Origin of the sequence: Pseudogracilibacillus auburnensis, from assembly GCF_003201975.1 — a bacterium.
GTDB classification, from domain to species: Bacteria; Bacillota; Bacilli; order Bacillales; family Amphibacillaceae; genus Pseudogracilibacillus; species Pseudogracilibacillus auburnensis.
On sequence record NZ_QJJQ01000007.1, the window covers coordinates 199,553 to 218,427 of the forward strand.

Sequence of the window (18,875 nt, forward strand, 5' to 3'; positions counted from 1 at the left end):
TATTGATTTAACCTCCTGTCGCTGCTTTCATAATTACTTCTTGATCTGCCTCATTCCTACTTAAATCTGCGGTAATCTTCCCTTCACTCATAACGAGTATTCTATCTGAGATGCCAAGAATTTCTGGTAACTCGGACGAAATAACGATAACACCGGCTCCATTTTCAATTAAATAGTTCATTAAGTTATATACTTCAACTTTTGCCCCAACATCAATTCCCCTTGTTGGTTCGTCAAAAATAAATACCCGTGCATCTGTAAACAACCATTTAGCAATCACTACCTTTTGTTGGTTACCACCACTTAAATATCTAGTTAATAAATTGACATTGTTAGGCCTAATACTTAAGTCTTTCACATACTTATCGGCAACTTTTCTTTGACTTTTTGGATGAATGAGACCATTTTTCTTCACCTTATTTAACATAGCAATTGTTTTATTAAAAATTAGGGATTGATCTAAAAATAACCCCTCTTCTTTTCTGTCTTCGGTAATAAATGCTAAGCCTGCTTTTATTGCGTCGATAGGATGACGAATATTTTGTTTTTCTTTTTCGATATATACTTCACCTGATACGATTGGATCAGCCCCAAATATAGCCCGGGCTAGTTCTGTACGTCCTGCGCCAACTAACCCTGATATCCCTAAGATTTCTCCCTGATAAGCAGTGAAATTTATTTGTGGAGAATCTTCTGTTAATTTTAAGTTTTTAACAGATAATATTTCTTTTCCTTTTTTGAAATCAATTTTAGGGAATTTATTATCCAATGAACGACCTACCATGAGTGAAATCATTTCATCAATGGAAGTAGATTTAGTTTCAACTGTTTTGATTTTATGTCCATCTCGTAGGATTGTAATGCGATCACTTATCCGCTTTATTTCTTCAAGACGGTGTGAAATGTATATGATTGTCATCCCTTGTTCTCTTAATCTTTCAATAGTAAGTAATAATTGTTCAGCTTCTCGTTCACTTAAACTAGATGTCGGTTCATCCATAATGATTAGTTCACAGTTTAGTGATAACGCTTTAGCAATTTCGACTAATTGTTGTTGACCTACCCCAAGGTTTTGTACTAGTTCATCTGGATTCACATTTTGACCTAATCGCTCCATTAACACCTTTGCTTCTTTTTTCATCGTGGTACGATCTAGTAAGGAAATTTTACTCCCAGTCTTCTTTTCATGTCCTAGAAATATATTTTCCATAATAGATAGTTCAGGGATTAAATTAAGTTCTTGATAGATTGTTCCAATCCCTGCGTCAATGGAGTCACTCGGTTTAGTTACCTCAATTGGTAGTCCCTTCCATATTAACTCTCCAACATCTTTCTCATAGGCACCGGTGATAATTTTAATAATTGTAGATTTTCCGGCACCATTTTCTCCTAATAGGACATGAACCTCACCAAGTTTTACTTCCATATTAATATCATGTAGCACTTGAACGCCTGAGAAAGATTTACTAATATTTTTTAATTCAAGTATCATATAAAATCACCCCTTACTTCTCTTCAAATTTATTATCCTTCCAGTATCTAAGGAATCTATACAAGCTTCTATCGCTCTCATATTTTTAATCGTATTTTCTTTTGAATAAATTGGCTCTGTATTTGTTAACACACAGTTCGATAAATGCTCAACTCCAAGTGTATAACTATGACCATAAATAATTTCTTGTCTTTTTAAACCGTTTTTATTAGTAACCGTTATATTTCCTTCACCATCCGCTTGAGTTATGAATGCTTTTGACACTTGAATCGTACCTTCCGTCCCTACAACCTCATACGTATGGCGACTTGGCATATCCATCGCACAATCAAAATACGTTTGTATCCCATTTTCAAGTTCCATTGTTACAATTGCGGATATATCTACATCATATCCGGGAATTTTTTTTGAGATCGCCTTTATACATTTAGGTTCACTATTCGCAATAGTTCTAATTGCATGAATGCTATAACAACCAATATCGTAAATACTACCTCCTCCTGTTTTTCGATCCATTCGGAAGTTTCCACCTATTTTATTTAATAGAAATGAAAAGCTTGAATGAATTAGTTTAACTTCACCTATTTCTCCTGTTGTAATAATGTCGCGTACACGTTTATGTTGTGGATGAAATTGGTACATAAACGCTTCCATAAAAATAACGTTATGCTGTTGACATACTTCAATCATTTCAACCGTTTCTTTTTCAGTCAAAGACGCGGGTTTTTCACATAATACATGTTTTCCAGCTTTTGCCGCCTCTTTTACCCATTTTGAATGTAGATTATTAGGTAGTGGGATGTAAACTAAGTCAATATCAGGATCTTCTAATAATGCTTCATAAGTGCTATAGGCTTTAGGAATTTGAAACTTCTCGGCCACAGGATGTTCTTTCCCATTTTGACTTGCAATTGCAAGCGCATTTGCATTTTTTGCTCGTAAAATTGCTGGTATCGTTTGTTCTTGTGCAATTGCAGCAGTACTTAGAATTCCCCAATTTATTTTAGCTGTTGTCATACGATAAACCTCCTGTTTTTACTTTTTGTTCGGTTTAATGTTTCAACAACACTGTTTCCCCGTTATTAAATGAACTTGTTGCTGCAATAGAAATTTCAAGTGCCTTTTTACCGTCCCAGGCAGTACATAATGGTTGTTCACCTTTACGAAGTGTGTCAATAAAGTGCACCATTTCTAGTAAATATGCGTCTTTAAATCTAGTAGGGAAATCTTGCACTAAATCATGGCTCGTTTGATTTTTAGTGAATAGTTTAATATCATTTTGACGCATAGACCCAATTTGTATTGCACCTTCTGTTCCAATTACTTCCCCTCGGATATCATAACCATATGGAGCAATTCTTGTTGTTTCAACATCCCCTGCAGCACCTGACTTAAATCTAATTGTTGATAGGCCTTGGTCAACATCATGATACTTTTCCATAAACTTATTTGATTCTAGCAAAATATTTCCAGTTGCTTGTATAGAATGCACTTCATCATTCATTAAAAAGCGAGCAATATCGTAATCGTGAATTGCGACATCTAAAAAGATACCACCGCTATATTTAATAAACTCTTCTTGTGGAACATTTCCATCTCTACTTACACCTTTAAAATAAAGGGGTTTTCCAATGTCTCCAGCTGCAATTCTCCTTTTTGCTTCTACATAAGCAGGGTCAAATCTTCTCATAAAGCCTACTTGACAACTAATGTTATTTTCTTTAATCACTTGAATAACATCGTCTGCTTCATCCAATTTTTGTGTTAACGGTTTTTCAACAAAAACATGTTTTTTATGTTGTGCAGCCTTTTTAATCATTTCGGCATGTGTGCTAGTTGGTGTGACGATGATAATTGCATCAATATTCTCATCTTTAAATGCATCATTTGGATTTTCGGACCAACTTTCTACTTTTAATTCACGAGCCACTTCTTCCGCTCTTCCCTTTAAAGGATCAATTACTTTAACGAGTTTTGCACCTTGGATTTTTGAAGCAATATTTTCAGCGTGCCAATAACCAAGTCGTCCAAGACCTAAAACTGCACAACGAATTTCTTCTATCATATTTTCCCCTCCACTAAATTAAGCGCTTAACTAATTGTTGAATGACATTACACGTTTTATTAAAACCTATTCTATATAGTTTTAAAAACATCCGTTAATTAGTGATTCTTTCAACGATATTTTCTAAGTATTTTAATGATGCCTTGGCAAATTCATGTGGATTATATTGAACAGGATCTTGCTCCCCTTCTATTAGTGCCCAGCCATTATATTTTTTTTCAATTAAAATTTTAAAGACTGGTTCAAAATCCAAACATCCCGCACCTGGAACAGTAAATAATCCACTTCGGATACACGCACGGATACTAAACTTTTCTTCTCGAGCTTGTTTCAATACATCTGCTCTTACGTCTTTCAAATGGATATATTTTATTCTGTCATAGTATTTATTCAATAATTCAACTGGATCATTTGATCCATAATATCCGTGTCCCGTATCATATAGTAAGGAAACAAGATTAGAGTCGGTCATTTCCATTAATCTATCAATCTCTTCCGGTTGCTCAACAACTGTACCAGCATGATGATGGTAAACTAAATCCATTCCATTTTCTCTACAAATTTCTCCTGCTTTATTCAAGCCTTCAACTAAGTATTTCCACCCTTCATCATCTAATCTTTCTACATATGTTTCATCTTGTTTTCGGCGTGGATCTTGATTAAGCATTGAACCACCAATCTCTGCTGTACTTACAACTTTACAACCAAATGGTTTTAAAAATTCAACATGCTTTCGATAGGCTTCAAGTTCTTCCTCAAATCTCGTTGGATCAGTGAAAAATACAGACTTCCATTGTGTTGTCAGTTGCAGATTATACTTTTTTAATGCTTCGGCTAAGTCGATTGGATCTTTCGGAAATTTTCTACTAATTTCAGTTCCTGTAAAGCCGAGTGAAGAGATATCACTCATTACTTGTTCGTATGTATAATAGTCACCATGTTCTAGAACATCTTCACCTACCCAGTTAATTGGATGAATTCCTAACTTAAATGGAAGATTTTTTATCGCCATTTAATTCCCTCCTTGCATGAACTAAGGGGGTTTAGCTATAGAAGTATATAGCTAAACCACTCTTGTTACTATAGCTTTTTCCTTGTCCTCAAATGATTTTATTTCGCTAGCCATTCATGATCCTTATCATTCGTAAAACGCCATTTACGAATTGGTCCTGCCATCACATTTAAATAATATAGTTCATATCCTGGTGGGGCTGAACATGGGTGATGTCCTTTAGGAACTAAGACGGAACATCCATCGTTTACGATAATTGTTTCATCGAGTTCACGATCATCTGTATAAACACGTTGTACTGCAAATCCCCCGTCTGCAGGATTAATTTTATGGTAATATGTTTCTTCTAAATACGTTTCATCTGGATAATTATCTTGGTCATGTTTATGCGGAGGGTAACTAGACCAGTTTCCAGCTGGTGTAAATACTTCAATTACGAATAAACTATCAGCTGGCTTTTCTTCTGGAATAATTCCGTGAATTTCACGTTCCATCCTACCTGATCCACGTTTCGCAACATCCACATCTTCTGGACGGACAAGTCTTGCTTCATACGTTCCTTTTCCTGGAGCGGTGCAAACTGCAATCTCTAAATCCGTTAAAGCTTCTAGTCTTACTTCATCATCATTTGGAGCATAAACGGTATATGCAGGTGTTTCATCAAAGACACTCATTCTTTCACCGATATTATCCCATGATTTATGCTTCGTTTTTGCGTTCGCACGACCCGATAGCAGCACGACCGCCATCTCTTTATTACCAGTTGGTTTTATAAAAGTTTCATCTTTTTTTAACTGATATACTTCAAAACCGACATAATCCCATTCAGCTGATTCTGGAGTAATTCGTAAAACGTTCCCGTCCTGATCTGGAGTTTCTTTAGGTTTTATTAAAAGTTTCGACACTTTCTATTCCTCCCGCTATTAATATTTTCTTGCCTTTTCTTTATTTGCTTCCATTTCACGATGAGCTTTTTGTACTTTTTCACTTGTTGACACTTCTGCTACACCTAGATGCCACCATGATTCATATCCTGTTGTACATGTTCCTGGCAATACTTTAATATCAATTAAAGTTGAAACAGTTTCCTCTTTTGCTTTTTCTAAAGCTGCTTGTAGCTCTTCTAAAGTACGAACTGTATATCCTTTTGCACCTAAACTTCTAGCATTTGCTGCGAAATCAATGTCCAAATATTCACCTGTTAAACGATTATCTTCTTCCGAGCGATAACGAAATTCGTTACCAAATCCGTCACTTCCTTGACCAATTTGCAGGTTATGAATACATTGGAAACCATTATTATCTAGTAATAAAATAGTAATTTTTTTATTTTCTTGAATACTTGTGACAAGTTCCGTATGGAGCATCAAATAACTTCCATCTCCAACAAGTGCGTACACTTCTTGGTCATCATCAGCAGCCATTTTTATACCTAGTGCCCCTGCCACTTCATAGCCCATACAGGAAAATCCATATTCCATATGGTATGTTTTTGGTTCTGTATTTCTCCATAAACGGTGTAAATCACCAGGCATACTTCCTGCCGCGCAAGTAATGATATCCCTTTCATCAATAAAGTTATTAATTTCACCAAGAACTCGTGTTTGTGATAATCCACCTTCAACTGTTTGTGCATAATACCCATCAACAATTTCAGTCCACTCGCCTTTTAATTCTATCAATCTATTGAGATCATGCGCATTTTTATATTCTTTTTCTACTAATCTTGTAGCTAATTTATCTAGCGCTGTTTTGGCATCAGCTACAAGCATTTGTGATTCCATTTTCATAGCATCGAATCCGCTTACATTAATACTTAAAAATTCTACATCTGGATTAGCAAAAGCAAGCTTTGATGAAGTTGAAAAGTCTGTGAGTCGAGATCCTATGGCAATGACTAAGTCTGCTTCTTGCGCTAATTTATTTGATACAAGTGATCCGGTCGCTCCAATACTTCCCATATTAAATGGATGTTTCCATGATAGAGCACTTTTACCTGCTTGTGTTTCCCCTACCGGAATATGAAATTGTTCAGCAAACTTAGCAAGCTCTTCTGTAGCTAAAGAATAATGTACACCACCACCAGCAATTATTACTGGTTTTTTCTTTTTAGAAATAAGTTCAACTGCACGGTCGAAAGATTCTTCTGATGCAGTTTTTCTTTCAATATAATGAACACGTTTTTTGAAAAATTCTACTGGGTAATCATATGCTTCAGCTTGTACATCTTGTGGGAGTGCAAGGGTGACTGCACCTGTATCAACTGGATCTGTTAAAACTCGCATCGCATTTAGTGCTGCAGTCATTAATTGTTCAGGGCGTGAGACTCTGTCCCAATATTTACTTACAGGTTTAAATGAGTCATTTGCTGAAATTGTATAATCTCTTGGATCCTCAACTTGTTGTAACACTGGGTCAGGCTGACGTGTTGCAAAAATATCTCCTGGTAAAAGTAATACTGGAATTCTATTTACTGTTGCAGTCGCTGCAGCAGTAACCATATTTAACGCCCCCGGACCTACGGATGTAGTACAAGCATAAATTTCAAGGCGATTTTTTTGTTTTGCATATGCAGTAGCGCTGTGAACCATACCTTGCTCATTCTTACCTTGTAAATATGTAAGTTCACCTGTGTGATTCTCAAGCGCCTCCCCCATACCAGTTACATTTCCATGGCCGAAAATTCCGAAAACACCTTTCACAAACTTTCTTTCTACTCCATCAAATTGAATATATTGGTTATCAAGAAATTTCACTAATGCTTGAGCCATTGTTAGTCGCACAGTTTCCATTAAGTTCAGCTCCTTTTTTATTTGTTACAAGTACACTTTTTCTTTCGTTTGAAATGATCTTGCTGCGGCTTCAGAAATTTGTAAAGCAATTTTTCCATCGTTTTCATCAACGATAGGCCTTCTGTTGTTTTTTACACAATCAATAAAATGTTCTAATTCTTTTAAAAATGCAACTTGGAAATTTGTAGGGAAATCAGGAATATTATCATAATACGCTTTATTTTTCGTTAAAATAATATTGTTATGGTACTGGTTTGAACCAATTTGGATCATCCCTTCTGTTCCAAGAACTTCTCCTCGGATGTCGTATCCAAATGAAGAGTTCCTACTTCCCTCTATATCGGCAGTAACTCCATTTTCAAACTGAAGATAAGATAATGATTGATCCACATCACAATAGTTATGCATAAATGGATGAACATGTACTTCTCCAAATGTTTGAACCGCTTTCACTTCACTGCCAATAAGAAATCTAGCAATATCATATTCATGGATACATAAATCAAGGAAAATACCACCACTCGATTTAATATAATTTTCTGGGGGAGAGCCCGGGTCCCTACTCACTCCTTTAAAATAAATTGGCTTACCGATGTCTCCTTTTTCTATCCTTCTCTTTGCATCTGCATAAGCTGGATCAAATCTTCTCATAAAGCCAACTTGACAAAATACGTTATACTTCCTTAATGCTTGAATAACTTCATCCGCTTCTTCAACGGTTTCTGTTATTGGTTTATCGACAAAAATATGTTTATTATGCTTAGCAGCTTGGATTAGTAATTGTGCATGAGTTTTAGTAGGTGTACCTATTACTACTGCATCAATTTCATCATCTTCAAATACCTCTTGTACATTACTAGTCCAATTGGAAAGACCTAATTTTCTAGCAGCTTTTTCAGCATTCTCTGTTCGTGAAGCAACAATATTTTTCACTTTTGCACTAGGTATATTTTGAACTAAATTTTTTGCATGTACTGACCCTAATCGGCCAACACCAATTACCGCGCAATTTATTACTTCTTTCAATCTAGCACCTCCTGTCGAAAATACGTTTAGGTATAGCGCTTACTTAAAATCTATAAAAAATTAGATTACTTGTTTATATATCGGTAACCCATTTTTCATCGGAATGATCATTTCACCTTGAATAAGTGATTCTGCATAGTTAATAAATTCTTTTGTCATCGTATTTTCACTCAAATCATACCACTCTACGGGAACGTACTTCTCCTTATTAGCGACATCTTTTAAGGGTTTTGGTCGATAAACAATTTTATAATCATTTTCAACATTTTTCTCTCTGTCCATTCCAATCATTACACCAGAATATCCTTTAACAGCATGCTTCCACGCTTCTTTACTTATTTCATAAGCTTCATCAACATCTGTTTTTGACGCTAATATAATACTACTTCTTTGCCAAATGCTTGTTACTATCGATCTCGTTTGAATTCCTGTGCTATTTTCTATTGTATTTTTTAAATAATCGGCTACGCCACCTAATTTAGGTCTGTCTAAAAGGTCATATTCTATCTGATTTTCATTTATATATTGACCATATTCATTTTTCATTCCTTCTGCGACAATTAAAAAGGTATTTCTTTTATTTCTGTAAGCATTTTGAATCTTTTCTAAACAATTCTCTAAATAAAAGGGGGCTTCAGGAATATAAATTAATGTCTGACTTTCATCATCACATGTTGCTAGAGAACAAGCTGCAGCTAACCAACCAGTATGCCTGCCCATCGTTTCAATTATCGTTACCCGATTACTACTTGGATAACTGGCTACATCCATTTTCATATCTAAAACAGAGGTAGCTAAAAACTTTGCAGCACTTCCATATCCCGGTGAATGATCTGTTTCTACTAAATCGTTATCAATTGATTTTGGTATCCCGATTACTGTTAAATGATAGTTCATCTGTTCCGCTACGTCGTTAACCATTTTGGCAACTTGCATCGAACCATTTCCACCTATGTAAAAAAAATAACGGATATGACGTTTTTTTAAAATAAGAATAATTTTCTCAATCTCACTTAGTATCAATTTATGTCGACATGTTCCCAGTGCTGCGCCAGGAGTCCACCTTAGTCGATGACGATCTTCAGTCGATAATTTACTTAAATCAATAAATTTTTCATTCATTAAACCATGAATACCACCTATTGAACCGTAAATTTTCCCTTTAAAACCAGAGTAAAGCATTTCATCAACCAGTCCAACAACTGAATTATTAATTACAGCAGTCGGCCCACCCGATTGTACCACTAAACAATTCTCGTACATTAAAATGACCACCTCCTTTATATTTACGCACTTTTTGATTAAGCGCTTCACTAAATAACCAATAAAAATCTTGCTTGTATTTTAATAAAATCATGCAAATAATAAATAAGTTACACTATCATTTTTTAGTTATACCGTACTTTTTCTTTTTATTAAAGAAGGTAAAAGCGTTATCCGACTTTTCTCTTCTTTTTCACCTTTAATAATTGATACCATTAAATCCATCACTTCCTTTCCCATACTCTGAATAGGTTGAGCGATCGTTGTTAACGGGGGTTCGATAATAGTAGCAATTGACGTATTATCAAATCCAATTACAGATAAGTCTTTGGGAACATTTAGTCCTAATTGTTTGGCCATTTGGATGACACCTGCTGCTAGCAAATCGTTACAAGCAAAAATTGCTGTCGGCCCATTATCGCTATTTATATATTTCTCAGCCATTTCCCTACCCGCTTTAATATGATCTATTTCATGGATAAACTCAAAATTCGAATTTATTTTTAAATCATTTTCTGCTAGTGCATGGTTAAATCCTCGTAGCCTTTCTCTATTGCTCCATAAATCACGGGCTACTACTCCTAAATTTTGATGGCCTAATTCTATTAAATGGTTGGCAGCTAAATACCCCCCCATAAAGTCATCTAAAGCAACAGCATTTACTGAAAACATCGGGAAATCACGAGCAACGATAACGACAGGTATATCTTGTTTCATCAATTCTTCTACTTTTTCCAGATTTTCGAATCCGGAAGCTAGAATAAACCCATCGACACTTTTTTGCATTAATAAAGCTAAATATTGATTTTCTTTATCACTTTCATAATCGGTATTACAAATGACTAAATTATATCCAAGTTCATGCCCACGATCCTCGATACTCCGAGCTAACTCAGAAAAGAAAGGGTTTGCTAAATCAGGAATAAGTAAACCTATTGTCTTCGTTTGTTTCCCCATTAAAGCAGACGCTAACATATTCGGTCGATAGTTTAATTTTTCCATCACATCTTTTACTTTCTTTCTTGTTTTCTCACTAATACGTCCATTATTATTAATTACTTTTGAAACGGTTGCAATCGAAACATTTGCTTCCTTTGCAACATGATAAATTGTTACTTTCATTTTAATCTCTCCATCATTAGGCCAAAGCATTTATATTATGATATTTTAACTGTTTCGGAAGAATTGTACAATGATTGGTAAGCACTTTCAATATATTTTACCATTTCAAGAGAATTATGATGATTATACTTCGGATCTTGATGATTAATAATACAATCTTGAATGTGTTCTACTTGTCTTAAATACTGATCATCTTTAAATAAGCGACTTTCAATTACATGGCCATCATGATCAATTAGGGTCACTTTTCCTGTGCCATTTTCTGAAACGTCGGGTCTAAAAGCAGATTCAACAATAATTGTACTTTTTTCTCCAAAAATTTCATAACGATCAAGGAATGAACCTTCGAAAGATGCACTAACTTCTGCACAACGATTCTTTTCATCTGTAAAAAAGCAAACTGAAGTTGTATCTACTTGATGATTACTATCAACTTTTCCTATCATCGACACTTCTGTTGGTTTCATCCCAACAATTTGCGTTAGAGCATGGATACCATAACAGCCGACATCCCATAATGCTCCCCCACCTAATTCACGATTCAATCTTATATCGTTCGGGTCATCGAGCTTAAATGAAAAATGAGCTTTTACATATTGATAGTCACCTATTGTCCCATCGTTCAGTAACTGTTTTACATATTCGTGTTGAGAGTGAAACTGATACATGAACGCTTCCATAAACACCACATTGTTTTGCTTAACCGCTTCACTAATTTCTTTCATCTCGTTTAAAGTCAGTGTCGCTGGTTTTTCCAATAAAACATGTTTTTTAGCGTTCATTGCTTTAATAGCCCATTCTTTATGTAATGCATTTGGTAAAGGTATATATACCGCATCAATAGACTCATCTAACAATAATTCCTCATATGTGTCATATATTTTTACAGTATTAAATCGTATTGCTTTTTCCCTATTTCGCGATGCTACTGCAACTACTTCGCCGTTTTGGGATCTACGAATAGCGGGTAATAATTCAGAAAAAGCGATATTTGCTGCGCCTAAAATCCCCCAATTAATTCGGTTCATAAAATCCCCCATTTTGAATTTCTTTCAATCAATTTAGTAAAGCGCTTTCCTTAGGGAGTATTATATACAATTACTTTTTTAAAATCAACCCCTTTTTCAAAGTTTTTATAAAATCAATTATATTCGTTTATTAATAAGGTCCACGCCTTTAAAGATACCCCGCTCATCATAAAGTTCCTAAATGTTCTCGTTCTCTTAGCTATTTACTAAAAGAATTTCATCGTACTACTCGATGTCACAACTTTTTGGCTCGTTGACCTGCGTTTATATTATTCGTTCATCATTTTGCCGTATTTTACTAATAATGCTTCATATTCGTGTGCCTCATAGTATCAACACAATCTTATCACAAACATTTATGGTTTCACTTCAGTTGTTTCATTAAGAACGCCGAAAAGTAGGATCACATAGTTGCCTTGTTCCATATTCAAATCCATCATTTAAAAATAGCTATGCAGTTTATCTGAAATAAGCGGTTCTTACATTGCAACTCGCACCTGCTAACGAAAATATACATACTCTTTTTCCCATTTGCTTCTTTATTCTAATACGATATCATTGGATCATTAGCTATTGATGCATTCAGATCAAGGTTCGCATTGACATGCCCTAAAGTCAAGGAATTGTTCAAAGTATGTTTTGTAAAGGTAACTATTACGACAATTCTGTAATGGAAAAATTCTTTGGCATTATAAAGTCAGAATCCCTCTACTTCAAGGAATTTGAACGGTAGGCATTTCAAAAAAGAGCTAAAAAATATATCGACTATTACAACACGAAACGCCTGAAGGCAAAATTAAAAATGAGTCCGGTAGAGTACCGAACTCATTTCGAACAACTGCCTAATGAAATAACCGTGTCTAACTTTTAGAGGGCACCTCAAAATTTCCCTACGTGTTTTTTAAATACGCTTCTATTTATTTCGCCGTACTTGCACTACTACGCCGTCTACGTTGTTTAGGCATGTCACTCATTTCATTTACTGAGACAACGTCTTCCACTCTCTTCTCAGGTGGATCCCAGTACTGCTCATTTCCTGGTAAATCATCGAACCAAGCAGCATCTTTTGGACAATCAAGAATCATAAATTTACCATAATTACCATCACGAGCTTGATGGAATTTTAAATACGCTTTTCCATCTTCAATAGCTAAAATTTCAACTTTTCCAGCTGTATGACTCATGGACAAACGAACACGTTTTCCAAGACCAGAAGTCTTTGCCTTCGCTTCTTCAACAATATTATATGCTTCTTCAAGCGTTAAAACGAAATCTTCATTCCCTCTCACAGGACGATTAATAAAGAAATAATAAGGAGTAACCCCAGCCCATGAAAGTTTATCCATTAATTCTCCTAATACATCCGGATCATCATTAATACCTTTTAATACCGGTGTTTGGTTTACAACGATCGCACCTGCTTCATGTAATGCTTGGAAACCTTTATGTGCTTCTGGTGTTATTTCGCGGGGGTGGTTCACATGTGCCATAATGTATATGCGTTTCTCTGATGTGGAATGTTTACGGATAACTTCAAGTAATTCTTTATCTTCATAAATTCTCATCGGGTTAAAGACAGGTAATTTGGAGCCAATTCGAATAATTTTTACATGATCAATTTCACGCAAACGTTCAAAAATCATATCTAGACGTCTTGCCGCTAAAATTAATGGATCCCCTCCAGTAAGTAGTACGTTATTAATTTCTGGATGTTCACTAATGTAGTTAATCCCTGGATCTACGTCGATCATCGCTTCTTTTACATCATTTCTAAATAAGCGCTTACGGAAACAGTAACGGCAGTAGGCACCACATACCTCCGAGCAGATAAGTAGCGCGGTAGTTGTATATTTGTGCTGACAACCTGGAACTACATAATTCGTATCCTCATCAGATGCATCCCATCGTCCATAGTCAGCAAGTTCATTCGTGTTCGGAATAACAAGCTTTTTAATTGGATCTTCAGGATCTTCCCAATCGATTAATCCTAAGTAGTAGTCATTTACTCTGAATACAAACTTATCCGTAATGGCTTTTAGCTTTTCTCTTTCTTCTTCTGGTATTTGCGTTATTTTATCAATATCCGTTATGTATCTTGGTTGTGCCATATAGTCAATCTCCTCCATAATTTAATTTTGTAAAATATTTTGGCAGATCTTTACGATTGGTTATCTTAGCTATCCCCAATCCGATGATAGTTTTTCCTATCATTTTGACTTCCTATGAAACTATATTACAGTACCAATACTAAAAACATAACATAGATTAAAGGTTTATTCAAATGACCTTTCCAATATGGTGCAGACAAATTCTTAAACTTTATAGATTTTATTCAAGGTTAATCAGTTTGTAAAAAAGATCATGTCATTTAAAAGGGGATCAATGAGATTTGTATTAAAGTACACAAATAATGCTATGCGGGATGCGCGCCCCCTCTATTTTTTGAAAAAAGACCGTGATGTACATCCCAGTGTGTCCACGTTACCTTTCTTCGTGAAAAAGCTAGAGAAGGGAGCGTGCGGCGCACCACGTTACCTTTCTTTGGGAAAAGCAGAGAAGGGGCATATGGCGACGCAGGGTGACATGCCACTGTTCTTTGTAAATGATTGGAAGATGGGGTACGCAGCGAGCTTCCCGTTAACATCTCCTCCTAAATTAGAGCATTAATCGATCCGAGGTAGGCATTAAGACGAAAAAATCCCCAACATAAAACCCTCTCCAAAAATGAGAGGGCACCAGGTTTATTTAACTTACTTCTCCTGCCTTTATCCAGTCCTTTCCATCTAATTGCCTTGTAACCACCATACTTGCTACTGTATCGCCAGTTGCATTTACCATTGTTGCTGGCGGATCTACTACAACACCAATCGCAGAAATAATCGGTAATGCTTGGAGTGGTAATCCGTACAATGTCACAATCATCATTTCTCCAATGAATCCACCACCTGGAATCCCGCTCATCACGATTCCAGACAAAAGACAGATACCAATTGCCGTTAAAAATGTACTGAATCCAGAAAAATCCATATTAAATACACCAAAGACAAAAGCGATTTTTAACATTGCCGATAAACAAGAACCATCCATATGAATCGTTGCTCCAAGTGGTAAAACTGTTTCACGAATATCTTTCGGGACACCTATTTTTTGCGCTGCTTGTAAATTGATCGGTAGTGTTGCTACACTGCTCCCCGTACCAAGTGCTGTTGCCGCGGGTGCAAGAATGTTTTTCCAAAAACGAACAACTCCCTCTCTTCCACCAGCGATAAAGGCATACAATGTAAAACCGATAAAAAAGTAAAGAATCGAAACAGGATAATAAATAATAATGGCTTTTGCATAATCGCCAATTAATGCAGTTCCAAATTCACCAATTAATGAGGCAAAATATGCCCCCAAACCAATCGGAGCGTAATACATAATAAGTTGTACTATTTTCATAAATACTTCGGAACCACCAGATAAAAATTTGGCAAAAGGTTTGCCCTGCTCTCCGACTAAGCCAGTAGCAACTCCAACTAAAACAGAAAAAATAATTAATGCAAGCATATTCGATCGTGAAAACAAGTCGACAAAGTCAGGCACAGTAAATGTTTGAACCAGTTGATCTGCAAAAGTAATTTCTTCTATTTCCTCAGGTGTTTCCAACGGAATATTTGCATTTGAACTTGGTGAAAACATAACAGTTGCCACTAGCATGAAAACGGAGGCAATAATACCAGTAACAATAAAAACTGACATCATGGAACCCATTATTTTCCCTAAGCGCCGCATGCTGTCCATATTTGCAATTGCTGATGAAATAGAGAAAAAAACGAGTGGGATAACGACCATAAATAATAAATTAATAAAAATATCCCCCAATGGTTTTATTACATTCGCTTTTTCCCCAAAAATAAGTCCTATAATTGATCCAATGATAATCGAAGCTAATAATATAATAGGAAAACGATATGCTTTTAGTTTCGACACGTGCTCCTCTCCTCCCTCTTTCCCATTACTTATCCATGAAGGAACCTGTGAAAACAACTTCCGCTTCACCAGATAAAGTAATGGAAGATACTTTTTCATTATCCATTTGAAAACCTATCGTTAATACACCCCCTTTCGTTTGAACGCTTACAGGAGATGTTGTAGATTGTACTAATGCAGAAATAATTGCCGATGCTGTTGCACCTGAACCACATGCTAATGTTTCTTCCTCTACTCCACGTTCATATGTTCGAATAATTAGTTCCGACTTATTTTTTACTTCCACTATATTTACGTTCGTTCCTTTTGGGAAATAATTGCTATACCTTATTTTTCTTGCCCACTGAATAAAAGCTTCCTCTTTTTCCTCTACTATTTTCTGTTTAAAAATAACGGTGTGTGGGACACCGACAGTTGCATAGTGAAAATGTTCTTCATTTCCATTCATATCTAATGTTTGTGCTAGTTTAATATTTCGAATAAAAACAGTTGGGAAATATATTTGCACATGACCATTATTCAAAATAGTTGCTTGATATACTCCATCTACTGTTTCAAAAGCCATCTCTTTATCAACAATTCCGTTTATGTAAGCAAATTTCGCCATACAACGAGCACCATTTCCACACATTTCACCTTCTGAACCATCTGAATTAAAATAACGCATGGAAAAGTCAGCTTTATTTGAATCTTCTAGGAGCATAAGTCCATTTGCTCCAATATGAAATTTTCTTCTACATACCATTTGTACAAAACTTTTTAGCACAACATGTTGCAAAACATTTTTTCGATTATCGATCATAATAAAATCATTTCCGCAACCATGCATTTTCGTAAAATTTATCTTCATCGGTTTCTCCTTACGTAAATAAAATGTTCAAAAAGTGTCTTACCTTTCATTTTACCTTTTCATTCTGGGCAAAACAATACAATTTTCATCAAAAAAATTGATATTTACTATTGTGCCATAGATATTTGCATCATTAATGCATTCCTTGCATAAGCTGTATAAACCTTGATTTATAAAAATGATACAACTAGGATCTTACAGTGCTATAACTGTATAAACATAAACCTCGATTATGTGGAGGGAGTCGAATGAATATTTTACACAAATTAAAAAGTTATCGGGAAGAAGAAGAAAGATTAAAATGGGAAGGTACTTTTCATGACTATTTGGAAATTGTAAAACAGCAACCAGAAGTTGCCCAAACAGCCCATTCCAGAGTGTATAACATGATTAAGAATGCTGGAATTACAGAAGAAAATGGGGAAAAAGTATATCATTTTTTCGATGAAGAAATTTTTGGCTTAGAAGAAGCGATGGAAAAACTAGTAGAAGAATATTTTCATCCTGCCGCAAAACGACTCGATGTTAAGAAAAGAATCCTCTTACTTATGGGACCTGTTAGCGGAGGGAAATCAACAATTGTTACGTTATTAAAACGAGGACTCGAAACATTTACAAGAACGGATGAAGGTGCTGTTTATGCGATTAAAGGTTGCCCAATGCATGAAGATCCACTTCACCTTATCCCTAACCATTTACGAGAAGACTTTTTTAAGGAATATGGGATTCGAATTGAAGGTAGTTTATCCCCATTAAATACGATGCGTCTAGAACAGGAATATGGCGGCCGGATTGAAGATGTAATGGTCGAACGAATTGTCTTTTCAGAAGATAAGCGTGTCGGAATTGGAACATTTAGTCCATCTGATCCAAAATCACAAGATATTGCCGATTTGACGGGGAGTATTGATTTTTCTACTATTGCCGAATACGGTTCTGAATCCGATCCTAGAGCTTATCGTTTTGACGGGGAATTAAATAAAGCGAATCGTGGGATGATGGAATTTCAGGAAATGTTGAAATGTGATGAAAAATTTCTGTGGCATTTATTATCACTCACACAAGAAGGTAATTTTAAAGCAGGAAGATTCGCGTTAATTTCTGCTGATGAACTTATTGTTGCGCATACGAATGAGGCTGAATATCGTACTTTTATATCCAATAAAAAGAATGAAGCATTACATTCAAGAATTATCGTTATGCCGATTCCTTATAATTTAAAAGTGAGTCAAGAAGAACGAATTTACGAAAAAATGATTAAACAAAGTGATATAAAAGATATCCATATTGCCCCACATGCGCTTAAAGTTGCAGCGAAATTTTCCATCTTAACTCGACTCAAAAAGCCCAAAAAACAAGGGATCGATTTAGTGAAAAAAATGCGCATTTATGACGGAGAAAATGTGGAAGGTTTTAACCAAGTAAATGTGGAAGAATTGAAAAACGAGTTCCCAGACGAAGGATTAACAGGGATTGACCCAAGATATGTGATTAACCGAATTTCTTCTGCTATTATTCGAAAAGAAGTGAAGTCGATCAATGCACTAGATGTATTACGCTCATTAAAAGACGGACTCGATCAACACCCATCCATCACTCAAGAGGATAAGGAAAATTATTTAAATTATATTTCGGTTGCCCGAAAAGAATATGATGAAATCGCAAAACGTGAAGTACAAAAGGCATTTGTCTACTCTTACGAAGAATCAGCGAAAACATTAATGGAAAATTATTTAGATAATGTAGAGGCATATTGCAATAATAATAAATTAAAAGATCCATTAACAGGCGAAGAAATGAATCCAAATGAAAAATTGATGCGTTCCATCGAAGAACAAATTGGTATTTCTGAAAATGCTAAAAAGGCATTCCGGGAAGAAATATTGATTCGTATTTCAGTTTACGCACGAAAAGGAAAACAATTTGATTATAACTCTCATGAGCGGCTCCGTGAAGCGATCCAAAAAAAGTTATTTGCCGATTTAAAAGACGTCGTAAAAATTACAACCTCTTCCAAAACACCAGATGAATCACAATTGAAAAAAATCAATGATGTAATCGCAAGACTCATTGATGAACATGGCTATAACTCTATTTCAGCCAATGAATTGCTTCAATATGTTGGAAGTCTCCTCAATCGTTAGATAAGCTGGTTCCAAAAGCAAGGTTTGTTACTAAAAAACCTTGCTTTTTTTCTATCCCATCATTCTATTTTGACAATAAAATTCTCTTGTTTGCATACACTAAAACAAG

Annotated in this window: 15 protein-coding genes and 1 pseudogene; 3 read left to right on the forward strand and 13 right to left on the reverse strand. The window is 35.4% G+C overall.

Features of this window, described 5'->3' with window-relative positions:
* Positions 1-7: 7 nt before the first annotated feature.
* The 10 genes from DFR56_RS11430 to DFR56_RS11475 all read right to left on the reverse strand — a co-directional run bounded on the left by DFR56_RS11430 (position 8) and on the right by DFR56_RS11475 (position 11,800).
* Positions 8-1,492: a sugar ABC transporter ATP-binding protein gene (locus DFR56_RS11430; RefSeq protein ID WP_110395567.1), complete on the reverse strand. Its 1,485-nt coding sequence runs from the start codon at positions 1,490-1,492 to the stop codon at positions 8-10.
* A gap of 6 nt (positions 1,493-1,498) precedes the next feature.
* Positions 1,499-2,509: a Gfo/Idh/MocA family protein gene (locus DFR56_RS11435; protein WP_110395568.1), complete on the reverse strand. Its 1,011-nt coding sequence runs from the start codon at positions 2,507-2,509 to the stop codon at positions 1,499-1,501.
* Positions 2,510-2,543: 34 nt separating this feature from the next.
* Positions 2,544-3,557, reverse strand: a complete 1,014-nt coding sequence (locus tag DFR56_RS11440) for a Gfo/Idh/MocA family oxidoreductase (protein ID WP_110395569.1) — start codon at positions 3,555-3,557, stop codon at positions 2,544-2,546.
* Positions 3,558-3,651: 94 nt separating this feature from the next.
* Positions 3,652-4,563 (reverse strand): myo-inosose-2 dehydratase, encoded by a 912-nt coding sequence (iolE, locus tag DFR56_RS11445; protein WP_110395612.1) that lies wholly within the window; start codon positions 4,561-4,563, stop codon positions 3,652-3,654.
* 104 nt (positions 4,564-4,667) lie between these two features.
* The gene (iolB, locus tag DFR56_RS11450; protein WP_110395570.1) at positions 4,668-5,474 is read right to left on the reverse strand and encodes a 5-deoxy-glucuronate isomerase; all 807 of its coding nucleotides are present in this window, start codon (positions 5,472-5,474) and stop codon (positions 4,668-4,670) included.
* An 18-nt stretch (positions 5,475-5,492) separates the two neighbouring features.
* Positions 5,493-7,361, reverse strand: a complete 1,869-nt coding sequence (iolD, locus tag DFR56_RS11455) for a 3D-(3,5/4)-trihydroxycyclohexane-1,2-dione acylhydrolase (decyclizing) (RefSeq protein WP_110395571.1) — start codon at positions 7,359-7,361, stop codon at positions 5,493-5,495.
* A gap of 24 nt (positions 7,362-7,385) precedes the next feature.
* The gene (locus tag DFR56_RS11460) at positions 7,386-8,387 is read right to left on the reverse strand and encodes a Gfo/Idh/MocA family oxidoreductase (RefSeq protein WP_110395572.1); all 1,002 of its coding nucleotides are present in this window, start codon (positions 8,385-8,387) and stop codon (positions 7,386-7,388) included.
* 60 nt (positions 8,388-8,447) lie between these two features.
* Positions 8,448-9,650, reverse strand: a complete 1,203-nt coding sequence (locus DFR56_RS11465; protein WP_110395573.1) for a 6-phosphofructokinase — start codon at positions 9,648-9,650, stop codon at positions 8,448-8,450.
* A 129-nt stretch (positions 9,651-9,779) separates the two neighbouring features.
* Positions 9,780-10,772, reverse strand: a complete 993-nt coding sequence (locus DFR56_RS11470; RefSeq protein WP_110395574.1) for a LacI family DNA-binding transcriptional regulator — start codon at positions 10,770-10,772, stop codon at positions 9,780-9,782.
* A 35-nt stretch (positions 10,773-10,807) separates the two neighbouring features.
* A complete protein-coding gene (locus DFR56_RS11475; RefSeq protein WP_158525608.1) occupies positions 10,808-11,800 on the reverse strand; it encodes a Gfo/Idh/MocA family protein in 993 nt (330 codons plus the stop codon).
* A 751-nt stretch (positions 11,801-12,551) separates the two neighbouring features.
* Between DFR56_RS11475 and DFR56_RS23990 the strand changes: the two are divergent.
* Positions 12,552-12,671 (forward strand): annotated as a pseudogene (locus DFR56_RS23990) (IS3 family transposase); the annotation flags it as partial.
* Positions 12,672-12,717: 46 nt separating this feature from the next.
* Here DFR56_RS23990 and DFR56_RS11485 read toward each other — a convergent pair.
* A complete protein-coding gene (locus DFR56_RS11485; protein WP_110395576.1) occupies positions 12,718-13,908 on the reverse strand; it encodes a KamA family radical SAM protein in 1,191 nt (396 codons plus the stop codon).
* 274 nt (positions 13,909-14,182) lie between these two features.
* Here DFR56_RS11485 and DFR56_RS11490 point away from each other — a divergent pair, with 274 nt between their 5' ends.
* Positions 14,183-14,467 carry a hypothetical protein gene (locus DFR56_RS11490; protein ID WP_110395577.1) on the forward strand — a complete coding sequence of 95 codons (285 nt, stop codon included), beginning with the start codon at positions 14,183-14,185 and terminating at the stop codon, positions 14,465-14,467.
* 78 nt (positions 14,468-14,545) lie between these two features.
* On the opposite strand, the gene DFR56_RS11495 is transcribed toward DFR56_RS11490, so the two are convergent.
* Both DFR56_RS11495 and dapF read right to left on the reverse strand, forming a co-directional pair.
* Positions 14,546-15,772: a dicarboxylate/amino acid:cation symporter gene (locus DFR56_RS11495; RefSeq protein WP_207519422.1), complete on the reverse strand. Its 1,227-nt coding sequence runs from the start codon at positions 15,770-15,772 to the stop codon at positions 14,546-14,548.
* Positions 15,773-15,797: 25 nt separating this feature from the next.
* Positions 15,798-16,622 carry a diaminopimelate epimerase gene (gene dapF, locus DFR56_RS11500; protein WP_110395579.1) on the reverse strand — a complete coding sequence of 275 codons (825 nt, stop codon included), beginning with the start codon at positions 16,620-16,622 and terminating at the stop codon, positions 15,798-15,800.
* A 248-nt stretch (positions 16,623-16,870) separates the two neighbouring features.
* Between dapF and DFR56_RS11505 the strand changes: the two genes are divergently transcribed.
* Positions 16,871-18,766: a PrkA family serine protein kinase gene (locus tag DFR56_RS11505; protein ID WP_110395580.1), complete on the forward strand. Its 1,896-nt coding sequence runs from the start codon at positions 16,871-16,873 to the stop codon at positions 18,764-18,766.
* Positions 18,767-18,875: the final 109 nt, after the last annotated feature.

What these genes read in the sequence shown, in the direction of transcription:
- DFR56_RS11470 (WP_110395574.1), bottom strand. Translation starts at nt 10,772, where the DNA reads ATGAAAGTAACAATTTATCATGTTGCAAAGGAAGCAAATGTTTCGATT.
- iolD (WP_110395571.1), bottom strand. Translation starts at nt 7,361, where the DNA reads ATGGAAACTGTGCGACTAACAATGGCTCAAGCATTAGTGAAATTTCTT.
- DFR56_RS11430 (WP_110395567.1), bottom strand. Translation starts at nt 1,492, where the DNA reads ATGATACTTGAATTAAAAAATATTAGTAAATCTTTCTCAGGCGTTCAA.
- DFR56_RS11475 (WP_158525608.1), bottom strand. Translation starts at nt 11,800, where the DNA reads ATGAACCGAATTAATTGGGGGATTTTAGGCGCAGCAAATATCGCTTTT.
- DFR56_RS11505 (WP_110395580.1), top strand. Translation starts at nt 16,871, where the DNA reads ATGAATATTTTACACAAATTAAAAAGTTATCGGGAAGAAGAAGAAAGA.
- DFR56_RS11440 (WP_110395569.1), bottom strand. Translation starts at nt 3,557, where the DNA reads ATGATAGAAGAAATTCGTTGTGCAGTTTTAGGTCTTGGACGACTTGGT.
- DFR56_RS11435 (WP_110395568.1), bottom strand. Translation starts at nt 2,509, where the DNA reads ATGACAACAGCTAAAATAAATTGGGGAATTCTAAGTACTGCTGCAATT.
- dapF (WP_110395579.1), bottom strand. Translation starts at nt 16,622, where the DNA reads ATGAAGATAAATTTTACGAAAATGCATGGTTGCGGAAATGATTTTATT.
- DFR56_RS11490 (WP_110395577.1), top strand. Translation starts at nt 14,183, where the DNA reads ATGAGATTTGTATTAAAGTACACAAATAATGCTATGCGGGATGCGCGC.
- DFR56_RS11485 (WP_110395576.1), bottom strand. Translation starts at nt 13,908, where the DNA reads ATGGCACAACCAAGATACATAACGGATATTGATAAAATAACGCAAATA.
- DFR56_RS11465 (WP_110395573.1), bottom strand. Translation starts at nt 9,650, where the DNA reads ATGTACGAGAATTGTTTAGTGGTACAATCGGGTGGGCCGACTGCTGTA.